Source organism: Pseudomonas sp. ANT_J28, assembly GCF_008370005.1.
Classification (GTDB): Bacteria; Pseudomonadota; Gammaproteobacteria; order Pseudomonadales; family Pseudomonadaceae; genus Aquipseudomonas; species Aquipseudomonas frigoris.
This window is the reverse complement of record NZ_VOBM01000006.1, coordinates 60,056-76,580: the sequence shown is the minus strand read 5'-3', so window position 1 is coordinate 76,580 and position 16,525 is coordinate 60,056. Positions and strand designations below refer to the sequence as shown.

12 protein-coding genes are annotated in these 16,525 nt (G+C 58.8%); 8 read left to right on the top strand and 4 right to left on the bottom strand.

Translation table 11 applies throughout. The annotated features are described in order from the left end of the window. Positions 1-76: 76 nt before the first annotated feature. The 3 genes from der to FQ187_RS05500 all read left to right on the top strand — a co-directional run bounded on the left by der (position 77) and on the right by FQ187_RS05500 (position 3,587). The gene (gene der / locus FQ187_RS05510; RefSeq protein ID WP_149628715.1) at positions 77-1,546 is read left to right on the top strand and encodes a ribosome biogenesis GTPase Der; all 1,470 of its coding nucleotides are present in this window, start codon (positions 77-79) and stop codon (positions 1,544-1,546) included. A gap of 113 nt (positions 1,547-1,659) precedes the next feature. Further along, positions 1,660-2,808 carry a pyridoxal phosphate-dependent aminotransferase gene (locus FQ187_RS05505; protein ID WP_149628714.1) on the top strand — a complete coding sequence of 383 codons (1,149 nt, stop codon included), beginning with the start codon at positions 1,660-1,662 and terminating at the stop codon, positions 2,806-2,808. Then, positions 2,796-3,587: an amidohydrolase gene (locus FQ187_RS05500; RefSeq protein WP_149628713.1), complete on the top strand. Its 792-nt coding sequence runs from the start codon at positions 2,796-2,798 to the stop codon at positions 3,585-3,587. The genes FQ187_RS05505 and FQ187_RS05500 overlap by 13 nt, the downstream gene beginning before the upstream one ends. Before the next feature lie 206 nt (positions 3,588-3,793). On the opposite strand, the gene leuA is transcribed toward FQ187_RS05500, so the two are convergent. Next, positions 3,794-5,473: a 2-isopropylmalate synthase gene (gene leuA, locus FQ187_RS05495; protein ID WP_149628712.1), complete on the bottom strand. Its 1,680-nt coding sequence runs from the start codon at positions 5,471-5,473 to the stop codon at positions 3,794-3,796. Positions 5,474-5,871: 398 nt separating this feature from the next. Between leuA and FQ187_RS05480 the strand changes: the two genes are divergently transcribed. Next, positions 5,872-6,228, top strand: a complete 357-nt coding sequence (locus FQ187_RS05480) for a hypothetical protein (protein WP_149628710.1) — start codon at positions 5,872-5,874, stop codon at positions 6,226-6,228. A gap of 136 nt (positions 6,229-6,364) precedes the next feature. Here FQ187_RS05480 and FQ187_RS05475 read toward each other — a convergent pair whose 3' ends face one another. Next, positions 6,365-7,186 carry a peptidoglycan DD-metalloendopeptidase family protein gene (locus FQ187_RS05475; RefSeq protein WP_149628709.1) on the bottom strand — a complete coding sequence of 274 codons (822 nt, stop codon included), beginning with the start codon at positions 7,184-7,186 and terminating at the stop codon, positions 6,365-6,367. A 3-nt stretch (positions 7,187-7,189) separates the two neighbouring features. Then, positions 7,190-8,569, bottom strand: coding sequence for an exodeoxyribonuclease VII large subunit (gene xseA, locus FQ187_RS05470; protein WP_033061484.1), 1,380 nt, complete (start codon positions 8,567-8,569; stop codon positions 7,190-7,192). A gap of 157 nt (positions 8,570-8,726) precedes the next feature. Between xseA and FQ187_RS05465 the strand changes: the two genes are divergently transcribed. The 4 genes from FQ187_RS05465 to guaA all read left to right on the top strand — a co-directional run bounded on the left by FQ187_RS05465 (position 8,727) and on the right by guaA (position 13,367). After that, positions 8,727-9,494 carry a sulfite exporter TauE/SafE family protein gene (locus tag FQ187_RS05465; RefSeq protein WP_149628708.1) on the top strand — a complete coding sequence of 256 codons (768 nt, stop codon included), beginning with the start codon at positions 8,727-8,729 and terminating at the stop codon, positions 9,492-9,494. Positions 9,495-9,554: 60 nt separating this feature from the next. Further along, positions 9,555-10,103, top strand: a complete 549-nt coding sequence (locus FQ187_RS05460; protein WP_149628707.1) for a sugar ABC transporter ATPase — start codon at positions 9,555-9,557, stop codon at positions 10,101-10,103. A gap of 117 nt (positions 10,104-10,220) precedes the next feature. Further along, positions 10,221-11,690 (top strand): IMP dehydrogenase, encoded by a 1,470-nt coding sequence (guaB, locus tag FQ187_RS05455; protein WP_149628706.1) that lies wholly within the window; start codon positions 10,221-10,223, stop codon positions 11,688-11,690. A gap of 99 nt (positions 11,691-11,789) precedes the next feature. Continuing rightward, a complete protein-coding gene (guaA, locus tag FQ187_RS05450; RefSeq protein ID WP_149628705.1) occupies positions 11,790-13,367 on the top strand; it encodes a glutamine-hydrolyzing GMP synthase in 1,578 nt (525 codons plus the stop codon). A gap of 79 nt (positions 13,368-13,446) precedes the next feature. On the opposite strand, the gene FQ187_RS05445 is transcribed toward guaA, so the two are convergent. Beyond that, positions 13,447-16,506, bottom strand: coding sequence for a membrane-targeted effector domain-containing toxin (locus FQ187_RS05445; protein ID WP_149628704.1), 3,060 nt, complete (start codon positions 16,504-16,506; stop codon positions 13,447-13,449). Between the last annotated feature and the right edge of the window lie 19 nt (positions 16,507-16,525).

Here is a 16,525-nt window from a genome sequence, read left to right as displayed (position 1 = left end):
CAGGCGCTGCCCCGAGCACCAGCCGCTGCCTCGCAGCGGCTTTTGTATTTTCTGAAATAACGAAGTGGAGAGCCGCATGGTTCCCGTAATCGCCCTGGTGGGCCGACCGAACGTCGGCAAGTCCACCTTGTTCAACCGCCTGACCAGGACTCGCGACGCCATCGTCGGCGACTTGTCCGGTCTGACCCGTGATCGCCAATACGGTGAGGCCAAGTGGCAAGGGCGTTCCTACATTCTGGTCGACACCGGCGGTATCTCCGGTGACGAGCATGGTATGGACGAAAAAATGGCCGAGCAGTCGCTGCTGGCCATTGAAGAAGCGGATGTCGTTCTGTTCCTGGTAGATGCCAAGGCCGGTTTCACCGCCGCCGACCAGATGATCGCCGAGCATTTGCGCAAACGTAACAAGCGTTCTTACGTGGTTGCCAACAAGGTCGACAACATCGACCCTGAAATGGCCCGCGCTGAATTCGCCCCGTTGGGCATGGGCCATGCGATCCCGATCGCCGGTGCGCATGGTCGTGGCATCACCCAGATGCTTGAAATCGCTCTGAGCTCCTTCCCGAAAGACGAAGAAGAGCCGGAAGATGGCGAAGAAGAGATCGTTGCCGAAGGCGAGGAAGCCAAGCGCATTCCTGGCCCAAGCGAAAAAGACGGGATCAAGATCGCGATCATCGGCCGTCCGAACGTCGGCAAGTCGACCTTGGTCAACCGCATGCTCGGTGAAGACCGTGTCATCGTTTATGACGAACCCGGCACCACCCGCGACAGTATCTACATCCCGTTCGAGCGTAACGACGAGAAGTACACGCTGATCGACACCGCCGGTGTGCGCAAGCGCGGCAAGATCCACGAAGAAGTCGAAAAATTCTCCGTGGTCAAAACCCTGCAAGCGATCAAAGACGCCAACGTGGTGATCTTCGTGATGGACGCCCGTGAAGGCGTGGTCGACCACGACCTCAACCTGCTGGGCTTCGCCCTTGAAGCTGGTCGTGCGCTGGTTATCGCGATCAACAAGTGGGACGGCATGACGCCGGGTGAGCGCGACTTCGTGAAAGTCGAGCTGCAACGTCGACTGTTCTTCGTCGACTTCGCCGACATCCACTTCATCTCGGCCCTGCACGGCACTGGCGTGGGCAACCTTTACGCCTCCGTACAGAACTCGTTCAAGTCTGCGGTCACCCGCTGGCCAACCAACCGCCTGACCACGATTCTGGAAGATGCGGTCGGTGAGCACGCGCCGCCGATGGTCAACAACCGTCGGATCAAGCTGCGTTATGCCCACTTGGGTGGCGCGAACCCGCCGATCATCGTGATTCACGGTAACCAGATCGAGAAGGTGCCGAAGTCTTACGTGCGTTATCTGGAAAACACTTACCGTCGTGTCTTGAAACTGGTCGGTACGCCGATCCGCATCGAGTTCAAGGGCGGCGAGAACCCGTACGAAGGCAACAAGAACTCGCTCACCGACCGTCAGGTCAACAAGAAGCGTCGGATGATGTCGCACCACAAGAAAGCCGACAAAAAGCGCCGCGACAAGCGCTGATTCAGGCAAGCGGAAGAGGGCGCCCATGGCGCCCTTTTTCATGCCTGCCGTTTGGGCTATTCTCGGGCTCTCCCGCGCCGCCGTAGAGCCGGGTGTAGAGCAGGGAATCACCGATGATCACCACTAAGCTGCCGAATGTCGGCATCACTATCTTCACTCAGATGTCTCAGCTCGCGGCGCAAACCGGGGCGCTGAACCTGTCCCAGGGTTTTCCCGACTTCGATGCCCCGCAGGCCCTGTGCGATGCGGTCGGTCGGCATATCGCCAAGGGCCACAATCAGTATTCGCCGATGACCGGCCTGCCGGCGTTGCGTCAGCAAATTGCGGCGAAGATCGCCCGCAGCTACGGCGTCAATGTGGATGCCGACCATGAAGTGACCGTCACGCCCGGCGCAACCCAGGCGATCTTCTGCGCTATTCAGGCGGTTATCCACAGCGGCGACGAAGTGATCGTGTTCGATCCTGCCTACGACAGTTATGAACCTTCGGTTGAGCTGGCCGGTGGTCGCTGCGTTCATGTGCAGTTGGGCCTGAATGACTTCGCCATCGACTTCCAGAAGCTTGGTGAAGCGATTAGCCCGCGCACGCGGATGATCATCCTCAACACCCCACATAACCCAAGCGGTGCGCTGATCAGTCGTGCCGAGCTGGATCAGTTGGCGGCGTTGATTCGCGACCGCGACATCTATGTCATCAGCGATGAGGTCTACGAACACCTGGTGTTCGATGGCGTGCCCCACGTCAGCGTGCTGAATCACGAAGAGCTATATCGGCGTGCATTCGTGGTCAGCTCCTTCGGCAAGACCTATCACGTCACTGGCTGGAAAACCGGCTACGTGATCGCACCGCCGGCCCTCACCGCCGAGGTGCGCAAGGTTCACCAATACGTCAGTTTTTGCGGCGTGACGCCACTTCAATATGCCTTGGCCGACTACATGGCCGAGCACCCGGAACACGTCGAAGAACTGCCGGCTTTCTATCAGGCCAAGCGCGATCTGTTCTGCGATCTGCTAACGCCGTCGCGCTTCAGCTTAACCCGAGTGGCCGGCACGTATTTCCAGTTGGTCGATTACTCGCAGATCCGCCCGGACCTCAATGATGTCGAGATGGCGTTGTGGATGACCCGCGAACATGGCGTGGCGAGCATCCCGATCTCGGTGTTCTACCAGACCCCGCCCGAAGGCCAACGGCTGGTGCGCCTGTGCTTCGCCAAACGCGAGGAGACCCTGCGTGAAGCAGCGGCAAAACTATGCGTGATTTGAGTGCGCTACCCAATCTGAATATCGCACTGATCCAGACCACCCTGGCCTGGCACGATCGTCAGGCCAATCTGGAACATTTCGAGCCGTTGCTGGAACAGGCGCGCGGCGCTGACCTGATCATCCTGCCGGAGATGTTTACCACCGGTTTTTCCATGGAGTCGGAGACCCTCGCCGAGTCGGAAAATGGTCCGACCAGCAAATGGCTGCGGGTTCAGGCGGCGAAACTCGATGCGGTGATCACCGGCAGTGTGATCGTCCAGGCGGGTGACGGCAGCCATCGCAATCGCCTGTTGTGGGCGCGGCCGGACGGGGAGGTGTGGCACTACGACAAGCGCCATCTGTTCCGCATGGCCGGCGAGCACAACCACTTCACCCCCGGTGAGCGTCAGGTGCAGTTCGAACTCAAGGGTTGGCGAGTGCGGCCGCTGATTTGCTACGACCTGCGCTTCCCGGTCTGGAGCCGCGATGCTCAGGACACCGATTTGCTGCTGTACACCGCCAACTGGCCGGGTGCACGGCGTCAGCACTGGAACCGTTTGCTGCCAGCGCGGGCGATCGAAAACCTTTGCTACGTGGCGGCGGTGAATCGCGTTGGTACTGACGGCAAAGGTTTTGCTTACACCGGTGACAGCCAGGTGCTGGACTTCCAGGGTGAGACGTTACTCAGTGCGGGCGAAGCCGATGGCGTGTTTCAGGTCGTTCTGAACGCTGCAGATCTTCAGGCTTATCGAACACGCTTTCCAGCGAACCTGGATGCCGATACCTTCGAGTTCACCTGAGATCTCGGCGGCCTGAACCGGCCTTTTCGCGAGCAAGCCCGCTCCCACAGTTGATCAATGTGAGCACAGATTATGTGTACACCCAAATCCACTGTGGGAGCGGGCTTGCTCGCGAAGAGGTCGGGACGGGCAACACAAAAACAGGCAGGCAAACAAAAAGGCCCCGAGGTTCGCACCTCGGGGCCTTTTGCGTTTCAGCGATGACTTTACGCCGCTTTCGCTTCCGGCTGGCTCAGCGAGCGGTTAAGTGCGCTGAACAGGGCCTTGAAGCTGGCGGTAGTGATGTTTTCATCGATACCGACGCCGTGCACCGCACGTTCACCATTCACGCGCAGCTCGATGTAGGCCGCCGCCTTGGCATTGGTGCCCGAACCGATGGCGTGTTCGTTGTAGTCCATGATCTCAACCGGAATCGGCAGACCGGCCACCAGCGCTTCCAGGGCGCCGTTGCCCTTGCCACGCCAGTGCAGGTTGGTTTCGCCCTGACCTTTGCCAGAGACTTCCACTTCGACGGCGCTGTGACCGTTTTCTTCCTGCAGGCGATGGCTGACCAGCGCGTACGGGGTGTTGGCCTGCAAGTACTCGCTGTGCAGCAGCGCATGGATCTGCTGAGCCGTCATCTCGAGGCCCAGACGATCGGTTTCACGCTGCACAACCTGGCTGAACTCGATCTGCATGCGACGCGGCAAGCTGATGCCGTATTCCTGTTCCAGCAGGTAAGCGATACCGCCCTTGCCCGACTGGCTGTTGACGCGGATCACCGCCTCGTAGCTGCGGCCGATGTCGGCCGGGTCGATCGGCAAGTACGGCACTTCCCACAGAGTGTCCGGTTTCTGCTGGGCGAAGCCCTTGCGGATCGCGTCCTGGTGGGAGCCGGAGAATGCGGTGTGAACCAGGTCGCCGACGTACGGGTGGCGTGGGTGCACCTGGATCTGGTTGCATTCTTCGACGACTTTGCGCACGCCGTCGATGTCGGAGAAATCCAGCTCAGGGTGAATGCCCTGGGTGTAGAGGTTCAGCGCCACGGTCACGAGGTCGACGTTACCGGTGCGTTCGCCGTTGCCGAACAGGCAGCCTTCGACACGGTCGGCGCCGGCCATCAGGCCCAGCTCGGTGGCGGCAACACCCGTGCCACGGTCGTTGTGGGTGTGCAAGCTGATGATCACGCTGTCACGACGGTTGATGTGACGGCCGAACCATTCGATCTGGTCGGCATAGATATTCGGGGTCGCGCATTCGACGGTGGCCGGCAGGTTGAGAATCACCTTGTGCTCAGGCGTCGGGTTCCAGACTTCGATGACTGCGTCGCAGACTTCTTTGGCGAACTCGAGCTCAGTGGCGCTGAAGGTTTCTGGCGAGTATTCGAAGGTCCATTCGGTGTTTGGCTGCTGGGCGGCATATTTGACGAACAGTTTGGCCGCGTTCACGGCGATGGCCTTGACCCCTTCCTTGTCCTGGTTGAAGACAATGCGACGGAAGGAAGGGGAGGTGGCGTTGTACAGGTGAACGATGGCTTTTTTCGCCCCGCGCAGGGATTCGAAGGTGCGCTCGATCAGATCTTCACGGCCCTGGGTCAGCACCTGAATGGTGGTGTCGTCCGGGATGTGATTGCCTTCGATCAGGGTGCGCACGAAGTCGAAGTCGGTTTGCGAAGCCGCCGGGAACGACGCTTCGATTTCTTTAACGCCGACCGACACCAGGGTTTTCCAGAAACGCAGCTTCTTGATCGCGTCCATTGGCTCGATCAGCGACTGGTTACCATCACGAAGGTCGGAGCTGCACCAGATCGGCGCGGCGGTAATGGTCTTCGACGGCCAGGTGCGGTCCGGGATGTCGATGGTCGGGAACGCGCGGTATTTCGAAGACGGGTCTTTGAGCATGCTCATCGGGGAATCCTTATTGTGTGGGCCGAAAAAAGGCGGCCTGCCGGTGGATCAAATGTTCTGGGGATAAAGCGTAGGACGAGGCACCGCGATTCAGCCTGGCAGTCGTGCACTGACAAGGCACAGGCTGCGGTGTTGGCGAAGCTGAATGAGGGTGTGAGAGGTTTTCATGCCTTCAACCCTAACCGCGAGGGTGAACGATGGCAAGCGGTCGAAAAAAATTGAGAGGAATCCTCGAAAAGTCGTGCGTATCGAGATTTTATTGCGGGGAGTGGTGGGGATTGTTTTTATGTTTGCGCGAGGTTTGAACGATGCGCAATTGAAGGCTTTCGGTGATGGGGCGTGTCAGCGCGGCTATTCTTAAAGCCTCACCAAGGACTACTGGCAGGCAGGAGTCGGCAATGAACGAGTCGGATTGGAAGCTTTATAGTGCGCTGCGTCCGTTGGCCCATGAGCGGCTATGCATCCGGATCATGGAGGAGGTCGAGCGCATAGTGCTGGATAAAAGCCTGGTGCCTTATGAGCGGATTGAAGCAAGTGAAGAAAGGCTGAAGGCCGGTCAACAGGAGCTGTATTGGGCGTTTGGCGTGTTCAGTCACTCACGCAGTGAAGCGCCTGCTCACTTGCTGGGGCTATGTACTCATGAGTTGATCAGCGCTGAAGAGTTGGCGGGCTTCTCGGAGGAAACTCAGACCTGGATCAAAGAGTGCCTGGCGCACAGGGAAATCCATGGGATTGAGGACCTTGAGGCGGAATAAGCGGCGCCAATGAGACCGCCTTCGCGAGCAAGCCCGCTCCCACATTTGATCGGCGTGAACACATATTCTGTGCACGCCGAAAATCTAATGTGGGAGCGGGCTTGCTCGCGAAGGGGCCATCAGCCTCAACAACTATTTATGGCTGAAACGCCCCAATGAAAATCGCCGGATCCACCCGCGCATCATTCAGGCTGATGTTCCAATGCATATGCGGCCCGGTCGCGCGCCCGGTGGAACCGACTTTCCCGACCACTCCACCACGGGCCAATTGCTGGCCAACCTTCACGTCAATTTTCGACATGTGGCAAAACATGCTGATAAATCCCTGCCCGTGATCGACAAACACCGTGTTGCCGTTGAAGAAGTAGTTGCCGATCAGGATTACCTTGCCGGCAGCCGGGGTCTTGATCGGCGTACCGGCCGGCACGGCGAAGTCCAGACCGGCGTGAGGATTACGCTCTTCACCATTGAAGAAGCGGCGCACGCCGAACTTGCTCGACAGCGGGCCGCTGACCGGTTTGTCCAGCAACAGGTTGCTCGGGGTGTTTGGGCTGAAGCTGCGGTAAGCCTGGATCTGTTCGGCCAACTCACCCTCGATGCGCTTGAGATTCTCCGGGTTCGGATTGACCTGCTGCGTGTTCTTCAACGTGATGTGCTGTTCCGGGTACTTCTTGTTACCAACGTTGAAATTCAGAGTGCGACCGCCACTGCTGACCTGCTGAGTGCCCGGTTTAACCGTCAGCGGCACACCTACAATCGCCAGCCAGTTGTTCTGTTCCTTGACCACCAGCACAGGCTTGCCTTGATAACTGGCCTTCGGTGCCTGCGCAGAGGCGCCCAGATCCACCACGGCCACGCCGCCCGGCACCGGTTTGTTCAACAGGCGGGTGATGTAACTGTCGGCGTGGGCATTGAAGGTCAGGCACAGCAACAGCAGCGGAGCTAAAAAACGCGACATGGATCAATCCAGTAAAGAAAGGGTGACAGGCGTCAGGTGATTGTCTTCGACCCGCACTTGCAGCTCGCCTTCGCCAAGTCTGGCTTTCAGGCGCTGACCATTGTGGGTTTGCGCGGCGTTGCGGATCGCGTTGCCGCGTTCGTCCAGCAGAATGCTGTAGCCACGGCCGAGGGTCGCCAAAGGGCTGACCACATGCAGCGTCTGCATCTGGCTTTGCAGTTGCAGGCGACGGGATTTGAGCCCTTCGCGCATGGCACGGGGCAGGCGTTCGGCAAGGCTGTCGAGGCGCTGACGGAGCATCGCCAGTTGTCGTCCCGGATGTTGCCCGGCGAGGCGGGTTTCCAGGCGGATCAACCGTTCGCGACGGGTATTGAGGCTGCGTTCGAACGCGCGGCGCATACGCATGTCCAGATCATCCAGGCGTTGCGCTTGCTGGCGCAGACGTTCACCGGGATGGCGTAGGCGGCGGGACATGCCTTCCAGGCGCAGACGGTCACGCATCAAGCGGTCGCGGATACGCATCACCAGACGTCGATGCAGGCTTTCGACCCGACGGACCAGGTCACTGGAATCCGGCGCGAGCAGTTCGGCGGCGGCGGACGGCGTCGGGGCGCGGACGTCGGCCACGAAGTCACTGATCGACACGTCGGTTTCATGGCCGACGGCACTGACAATTGGCGTCACGCAGGCATCCACGGCGCGGGCTACGGCTTCTTCGTTGAAGCACCAGAGGTCTTCCAGTGAACCGCCGCCACGGGCCAGGATCAACGCGTCGAAACCACGGGCGTCCGCCAGTTTCAATGCGCGGACAATCTGCGCAGTGGCTTCGCGGCCCTGCACGGCAGTGGGGATCAGCGTCAGTTGGATCTGCGGTGCACGGCGGCGGAATACGCTGATGATGTCGCGAATCACCGCGCCGGTGGGTGAACTGATGATGCCGATGCGTTGTGGATGCGCCGGCAGCGGCACTTTGCGTTCGGCGCTGAACAGGCCTTCGGCGCTGAGTTTTTCCTTCAACGCATCGAACGCCAGACGTAGCGCACCGTCACCGGCCGGCTCCACGGTATCGAGGATCAACTGATAGTCGCCGCGGCCCTCGAACAGCGAAACCTTGCCGCGGACCTTCACCGCCAAGCCATCCTTCAATGCCTGACGAACCCGCGCCGCGTTCTGCCGGAACAGTGCGCAACGCACCTGGGCACCGCTGTCCTTGAGGGTGAAATACACGTGACCGGACGCCGGGCGGGCGAGGTTGGAGATTTCGCCTTCGACCCAGATGTTGCTGAACACGTCTTCGAGCAACACCCGCGCGCGGCCGTTGAGCTGGCTGACAGTCAGGACTTCACGGTCCAGGCCGAGTCTTGCAAAGGGATCTTTAATCATGGGGCGCATGATAAAGGCAATGCGTTCCGCCTGACACCCCGCACACTTGTAGGAGCTGCCGAAGGCTGCGATCTTTTGACCTTGATTTTTAAGATCAAAAGATCGCAGCCTGCGGGAGCTCCTACGGTGATCAACGGTAATCAGGGAAGACGTGCAGATGAGCGTGCTTGAGTTGTTGAACCAATGGCCATTCGGCGCTACCGACTGGCTGGTAATCGCGTTGGGCATTGCCCTGGCCTACATCGTGTTCGGTATTGCCGGTTTCGGCACCGCGTTGGTGGCGGGGCCGATTCTGATTCTGTTCATGCCGCTGTCGAAGATCGTGCCGCTGTTGGTGCTGCTGGATTTCGTCGCGGCGTTCGGCAATCTGCTGCCTTCGCGACGGGATGTGGCGAAGCCCGAGTTGCTGCGGCTGCTGCCGTGCATGGCGGTGGGCTGCACGTTGGGGGTGATTTTTTTACTGAATCTGAAATCCGATGTGTTGTTGCTGTTGATGGGCCTGTTTATCAGCGCCTATGCGATTTACAGCTTGTGGGTCAAAACCCGTCCGACGCAATTGTCCGCCGCTTGGGCCGTGCCGATGGGCACCGTGGGCGGGATGTTCGGGGCATTGTTTGGCAGTGGCGGCTTTTTATATGCGATCTATTTGAACAGTCGCCTGCCCAAAGAGGCAGCCCGGGCGACCCAGAGTGCGCTGATCAGTTGCAGCACGGTGGTGCGCTTGAGCCTGTTTGCTGTCGCGGGTGTGTATGCCGAGCTACCCTTGTTGGTATTGGCGCTGTGTTTATTGCCGGCCATGGCATTGGGGCTGTGGATCGGCCGGCGGTTGATCATGAGATTGTCCCGCGAGGCGTTTGTGCGGCTGGTGACCTGGTTGGTGCTGGCCAGCGGAATTGCCTTGATCGGACGATATTTGAGTGCTTGACCTCTGAAGCCGGGTGCTTATGCTGCCGGGCTTCGTTAAAGCGTTGCAGCAGGCCGCACCATGAATTCGCAAAGCATTATTGTCCCGAAAATCTCCACACTGCCGGTGCACGAACCTCGGGCCCGGGCGGTCGTGCGTTGGTTGGTGCGCAAGAACATCGTCAAAGAAGAACTGACCACCTGTGGTCGCACTGGCAACCGCATGGCTCATGCCATCGGCGACGGTGCCCGCGCTGTAGTGCTTCACCCTGAAGCGCTGCCATTCGGCGAACCGATCAATGGCCTGGAAATCATCACCAAGCGCTGCATCTATACGCCGGCCAAGGGTTTCCTTGAAGAGGCGGGTTGCGCCGAGTGCCGCAAGGAAGTCGGCGAAGCGCTGTTCGACAGCCTGGAAGACTGGATGCCGGCGCGCACCGATAACTTCACTTGTCCGGAGTGCGGGCATGAAGATGACATCAACGGCTTTCTTTTCCTGCAGGAATGCGGCTTTTCCAACCTGGGCTTTATCTTCAACAACTGGGCCGAGGCCGGGTTCAAACAGAGCTTTATCGACGAATTTGCCGATTGGCTGGATCAACCTGTCAGTTGGGTGAAAGTCGAGCTGTAGGAAGCGACAATCTCCGTATATCAGTAATGCTAATAATAGACAGAGTTTTACATTGAACCCGAGGGGGTGTCTGACTATAATGGCGCGCTTCCATTTTCCCGCTCGGGAGCCCCCGCGATGCTGCGTATCAGCCAAGAAGCTCTGACATTCGACGACATTCTCCTAGTGCCTGGTTATTCCGAGGTGCTTCCTAACGAAGTCAGTCTCAAGACCCGCCTAACCCGTGGCATCGAGCTGAATATTCCCTTGGTTTCTGCCGCCATGGACACCGTTACTGAAGCCCGTCTGGCAATTGCCATGGCTCAGGAAGGTGGCATCGGCATTATCCACAAGAACATGACCATCGAGCAGCAAGCTGCCGAAGTGCGCAAGGTCAAGCGTTATGAGGCCGGCGTGGTCAAGGACCCGATCACCATCGAGGCTGACGCCACGGTTCGTGAACTGTTCGAACTGACCCGCATGCACAACATCTCCGGCGTTCCGGTACTGCACGATGGCGACTTGGTCGGCATCGTCACTTCCCGTGACGTACGTTTCGAAAACCGTCTGGACGCCACCGTCCGTCAAGTGATGACGCCTAAAGAGCGTCTGGTCACGGTCAAGGAAGGCGCCGACAAGAACGACGTCCGTGAGTTGTTGCACAAAAACCGCATCGAACGCGTGCTGATCGTCGACGACAAGTTCGCCCTCAAAGGCATGATGACCGTCAACGACATCGAAAAAGCCAAGGCTTACCCGCTGGCGAGCAAGGACGACCAAGGTCGTCTGCGTGTTGGCGCTGCTGTCGGTACCGGTAAAGACACCGGTGATCGCGTAGCCGCCCTGGTCAATGCCGGCGTTGACGTGGTGGTGGTCGACACCGCTCACGGTCACTCCAAAGGTGTGATCGACCGCGTTCGCTGGGTCAAACAGAATTTCCCTGAAGTGCAGGTCATCGGCGGCAACATCGCCACCGGCGCTGCCGCCAAGGCTTTGGCCGAAGCGGGCGCCGACGCCGTCAAGGTCGGTATCGGCCCAGGCTCGATCTGCACCACCCGTATCGTCGCCGGTGTCGGCGTCCCGCAAATCAGCGCCATCGCCAACGTCGCCGCTGCCCTTGAAGGCACTGGCGTTCCGTTGATCGCCGACGGCGGCATCCGTTTCTCCGGTGACCTGTCCAAGGCCATCGTTGCCGGTGCTTCCTGCGTGATGATGGGCTCGATGTTCGCCGGTACTGAGGAAGCGCCGGGCGAGATCGAACTGTTCCAGGGTCGTTCGTACAAGGCTTACCGCGGCATGGGTTCGCTGGGCGCCATGTCCCAGGCTCAAGGCTCCTCCGACCGTTACTTCCAGGACTCCTCGGCAGGCGCCGAGAAACTGGTTCCGGAAGGGATCGAAGGGCGTGTTCCTTACAAGGGCACCCTGAGCGCCATCATCCACCAACTGATGGGCGGCCTGCGTTCCTCGATGGGTTACACCGGCAGTGCCGACATCGAAGAAATGCGCACCAAGCCTGAGTTCGTGCGGATCACCGGTGCTGGTATGGCCGAATCCCACGTTCACGACGTGCAAATCACCAAAGAAGCGCCAAACTACCGCGTAGGTTGAGCCTTCCAGCAAAAAGTTAAGTAACCGGGGCTGTTTTATTCAGCCCCGAGTTGTTTCTGAATCACGACTGTTTCTGAATTACTTAGACGAGACTGAATCATGGCCCTCGACATTCACGCTCACCGCATCCTGATCCTCGACTTCGGTTCCCAGTACACCCAGCTGATTGCCCGCCGCGTGCGTGAAATCGGCGTGTACTGCGAACTGCATCCGTTCGATATGGATGAAGACGCGATTCGCGAATTCGCTCCAAAAGGCGTCATTCTCGCCGGCGGCCCCGAGTCCGTGCACGAAGCCAACAGCCCTCGCTGCCCGCAAGCCGTGTTCGACCTGGGCGTACCGGTCTTCGGTATCTGCTACGGCATGCAGACCATGGCTGAACAGCTGGGTGGCAAGGTTGAAGGTTCCGAACTGCGTGAGTTCGGTTACGCCCGTGTCGACGTGGTCGGCAAAAGCCGCCTGCTCGACGGCATCGAAGACCACATAGACGCCGACGGCCTGTTCGGCCTCGACGTCTGGATGAGTCACGGTGACAAGGTCACCAAGATGCCGCAGGACTTCCACATCCTGGCCAGCACCCCAAGCTGCCCGATCGCCGGCATGTTCGACGATGCTCGTGGCTACTACGGCGTGCAGTTCCACCCGGAAGTGACCCACACCAAGCAGGGCGGTCGCATCCTGTCGCGCTTTATCCTCGACATCTGCGGCTGCGAAGCCTTGTGGACGCCTTCGAAGATTGCTGAAGACGCCATCGCCAACATTCGCGCCCAGGTCGGCACCGACAACGTACTGCTCGGCCTGTCCGGCGGTGTGGACTCCTCGGTGGTTGCCGCGCTGCTGCACAAAGCCATTGGCGACCAGCTGACCTGCGTCTTCGTCGACAACGGCCTGCTGCGTCTGCACGAAGGTGAGCAAGTGATGGCCATGTTCGCCGAGAACATGGGCGTCAAGGTGATCCGCGCCAACGCCGAAGAACAGTTCCTCAACAACCTGGCTGGCGAAAGCGACCCAGAGAAGAAGCGCAAGATCATCGGTCGGACCTTCATCGACGTCTTCGATGCCCAGTCCAACAAACTGGACAACATCAAGTACCTCGCCCAAGGCACTATCTACCCGGACGTGATCGAGTCGGCTGGCGCCAAAAGCGGCAAGGCGCACGTGATCAAGTCGCACCACAACGTGGGCGGCCTGCCGGAAGAAATGAACCTCAAGCTGGTTGAACCCCTGCGCGAGCTGTTCAAGGACGAAGTCCGTCGACTGGGCCTGGAACTCGGCCTGCCGTACGACATGGTCTACCGTCACCCGTTCCCGGGCCCGGGTCTGGGCGTGCGGATCCTCGGTGAAGTGAAGAAGGAATACGCCGACCTGCTGCGTCGCGCTGACCACATCTTCATCGAAGAACTGCGTAAAGCGGACTGGTACCACAAAGTCAGCCAGGCATTCGTGGTGTTCCAGCCGGTGAAATCGGTTGGAGTGGTCGGCGATGGCCGTCGTTACGCCTGGGTAGTTGCCCTGCGTGCCGTGGAAACCATCGACTTCATGACCGCTCGTTGGGCGCACCTGCCTTACGAACTGCTGGAAACCGTCAGCGGCCGCATCATCAACGAAATCGAAGGCATCTCCCGCGTCACTTACGACGTGTCGAGCAAGCCGCCAGCGACCATTGAGTGGGAATAATCCCGCGTTAGCCTTGATGGCTTGATCGCAGGTAACTGAAAAGGCCGTGTGAACACTGTTCACGCGGCCTTTTTGCGTTTTAGACGCCTGGTAGTCGGACGGGGGTCATGCCCATTCTGTGCAGCGCTGCACTCAAGGCGTCGGGGTTTTGAAAGCGTCGGCCGCTGATCTGCCAGGCATCCCGTTCGACGTAGAACCCGGCTGCATCATGCTTGATGGGCGTTCGAACGAGTTTGCCACGGGTGATGATGCCGTTACTGGTGATGACTCTGTTGGTGAGGGTTCTGCTGCGGTGAACCAGAAAGGGTTCACCGGTACTGGTGCTGAGGGTGTACGTGCCCGGCCTGGGCAGGCCATCCTCCAGCCTTTGCGCCAGGACCACGCTTTTCGGCGTCGGGATTTGCAGCAACAAGTCATTTTTGGCAAAACGGGCCGCGTGCCCCGGGCGCGGCTCGTCGGCCACCCCCGGGTCGACCTTGATACTGCCGAGCTCATCCGGGCCCACGCTTTCAATACGCAGCCCGATGCTGCCTTCAAGTTCGCTGACACCCTCCACGCCGGCATAGGTATTGGCGTGGCTGTTCCCGACCAACGCCACCCAGCGATGTGCGCCTCTGGCTGTCTGGTCGGCGCCGATGACTTGTCGGGCGAAAAAATTCATCATTTTTTGTCGAAAATTACTAGCTCCCCCTTGAATGCCGGCGCTGCGGTAACTGGCCATACAGTCGATGGCCTGAACGCGGATATGGTTTTTTTGCGCCGTCCTTACCACCTGCTCAAAGGTGAATTGTTCGCTGGGGTCAGTCGAAAAACTTGCGTCAAGGTCCTTGAGGTAGCTTTCCAGATCCTCGGACATCACTCCAGTCCTGTTGAACACGTCCAGGTCCGCCTGATGGAAATCGGTCAGCAGATGCTCCATGTACAGGGTTTTGACTTTTTGTTTGCGCAGCACGCTCATGTTCTCGATCAGAAACTGTTTGCTGCCCACGCTGGCGTGATTTTCACCGATGACCAGGCTCTGTGACCGCTTGAAAAGGGTCTTGATGATGCCCTTGAACTTTGCATTCGGGATGAAGGATGGAATGCTCGGCCTGGGTGGCAGTTGCAGTTGCGAATAGAAGGTTACGGCGTCCTCGTGCAGCGTTCGGCGCAGTCTCTTGAAGGCTTCCAGCTCATCGTCCGGATTGTTGGGATTCACAAAGCCGTCCTTCAAAGCCCCCTTCGGGGCCATACCCTTGGCCGCCTGTTCGAGGGCTGGCTTGATCTCCTGCGGAACATCGTATGCAGTCGCCGGGGCATCGAAGTCCGGGAGTGCCGGCTCGGCCCGGGTAAACAGATCGGAAAACCTGCCTCCTCCTGTCAGTCCGGGACGCGTGAGGGCCGTCCATCCACCCAGTTCATTCAGGCGCACCGGTATGTTGCGAAAAAAGGAGTAGGGATTGACCGGGTCGATGATTGCCCAGGACTGCAGTTCATTGCTGTAACGCACCTGAAAAAAACGGTCGTCGATAGCAATGTAGTTACCGCCGGTTGCGGGTTGATAAATGCCCTGAAATTTACCTTCATCACTCACCGGGAAGTCGCCGTCGAGAATCTCATTGGTTTCAAAGGGCGCCAGTATGTCCATATCGGAGGGGCCGGTAGCATCGGCGTCGACGGAGAGGGAGGGCATCGTGGGTGTTTCTATTTCTGTCTCGGACGCTTCCCCGGAGGCAAGCGCCTCTTCTGTCTCGGCGGCCTCTGCCAGTTCAGCTGCGCCACGTAGAAATGGCAAATTAAACAGCACATCCACACTGCCAAAAATGGCAGCTTTGACAGCCGCCTTGCGTTCCATTGGAGTAGTGCCGTTGATGGCCTGGTCGATGTGAAGCCCGACGTTGGCGATGCCAGCGCCGATGACGACAAGCGCTGCCGGCCATGCAAGGGCGGCCATCGGCCCGAAGGTGTGGTTGAAGGCATTGAGATAGCCTATCCACAGCTTTTTCCTGATCTCGCCGTTGGAGTGCAGCAGGAAGTCGGCGTCGCTGCGCATGCGCTCATGGGTCGATTGGTTCAGGTGGGTGAACGCATCACCGGAAATCTTTTCGCCTCGGTAGTGCAACAGATGATAGTCGGCGACGTTATGTTCGCTGGGCAAAACGTCATACGCATGGGTGAGTCCGACATTATCAATTGGCGTTTCTTCAAACGCGTGGATGATCAGGCCGATGCCGCTAAAGTTGGCGAGCTTATGTCCCAGTGAGGTTGGCCTTTCCTGAAGAATGTCGCGCTCCTCCTGTTTGAAGTGCATCAGCATGCGTTCACGGCCTTCGGCGTCCTTGACCTCATCGACCAGCCATTGGTGCAACTCCTCGACATTGTTAAAGCAGTAAAATCCTCTGGGTTGGCCCGGAATGTAAAGAATGTTCAGGTCACTGTCGTCGGTAATGCTCAGGATGTCTGTCGACCCGAAGTGGTCAATGCAAAACTTGCGAGTGGATAAACCGTGCCCCGCGGGAACTTCGTCCATCAGCATTTGGCGGGTGAACGGTCGGTTCACATTTCCGACGACAGCCCTGAGCACGATAGTGAAGTGTTCGCGGGTCAGGTGTCCCTTCTCGTAGTCGTCGATGGCCTTGGCGATGAAGGTGCACTTGGCCAGTGCGCGGAAGTTGGCGCTGTGTTTTTCCCAGAACGCCGTGACAGCCGTCTTGTAACGGTCGCTGAAGTTGATGTCCCAGAAGGCTTTCAGCGCATCCTTGGTGTGCAGGCGAATTTCGTTGGTTTCGTCGTAGTTTCCGGCATTGCCATCGGCGCGATAGAAGCCGCTGTCGGCGTCCAGAAGGTCAGCGTTATCCTGGTCGTGCACACTGAAACGCTGTATCACCAGTTGCGGGAAGGTCATCGACTCCCTGGGTTTTTCAAACACGTGTTGCCAGCCGGTAAAGGTCTTCGAACTGCTTTGCGCGGCGCGGAATCGGTGCCAGTAGACCTTGTCGGGCTCGATGTCGGTGATGTTGTGCTGGAGCAGAATGTCTTTGGCAACCTGATACGCCATGGCGTACATATCGGGACAATCGGTAATCAGATCGGGGATCAGGGCCTCGAGCGCCAAGGCATCGGCGGCGTCGGGCAGGAATGTGTCTTGAGTATCGTCCATGATGTATTCCTTGAATTAA

Bases quoted from the DNA above. Each gene is read 5' to 3' on its own strand.
- xseA (WP_033061484.1), bottom strand. From the start codon at position 8,569: ATGATTAAAGATCCCTTTGCAAGACTCGGCCTGGACCGTGAAGTCCTG.
- FQ187_RS05480 (WP_149628710.1), top strand. From the start codon at position 5,872: ATGAACGAGTCGGATTGGAAGCTTTATAGTGCGCTGCGTCCGTTGGCC.
- FQ187_RS05475 (WP_149628709.1), bottom strand. From the start codon at position 7,186: ATGTCGCGTTTTTTAGCTCCGCTGCTGTTGCTGTGCCTGACCTTCAAT.
- FQ187_RS05505 (WP_149628714.1), top strand. From the start codon at position 1,660: ATGATCACCACTAAGCTGCCGAATGTCGGCATCACTATCTTCACTCAG.
- guaA (WP_149628705.1), top strand. From the start codon at position 11,790: ATGGCCCTCGACATTCACGCTCACCGCATCCTGATCCTCGACTTCGGT.
- FQ187_RS05500 (WP_149628713.1), top strand. From the start codon at position 2,796: ATGCGTGATTTGAGTGCGCTACCCAATCTGAATATCGCACTGATCCAG.
- leuA (WP_149628712.1), bottom strand. From the start codon at position 5,473: ATGAGCATGCTCAAAGACCCGTCTTCGAAATACCGCGCGTTCCCGACC.
- guaB (WP_149628706.1), top strand. From the start codon at position 10,221: ATGCTGCGTATCAGCCAAGAAGCTCTGACATTCGACGACATTCTCCTA.
- FQ187_RS05460 (WP_149628707.1), top strand. From the start codon at position 9,555: ATGAATTCGCAAAGCATTATTGTCCCGAAAATCTCCACACTGCCGGTG.
- FQ187_RS05465 (WP_149628708.1), top strand. From the start codon at position 8,727: ATGAGCGTGCTTGAGTTGTTGAACCAATGGCCATTCGGCGCTACCGAC.
- FQ187_RS05445 (WP_149628704.1), bottom strand. From the start codon at position 16,506: ATGGACGATACTCAAGACACATTCCTGCCCGACGCCGCCGATGCCTTG.
- der (WP_149628715.1), top strand. From the start codon at position 77: ATGGTTCCCGTAATCGCCCTGGTGGGCCGACCGAACGTCGGCAAGTCC.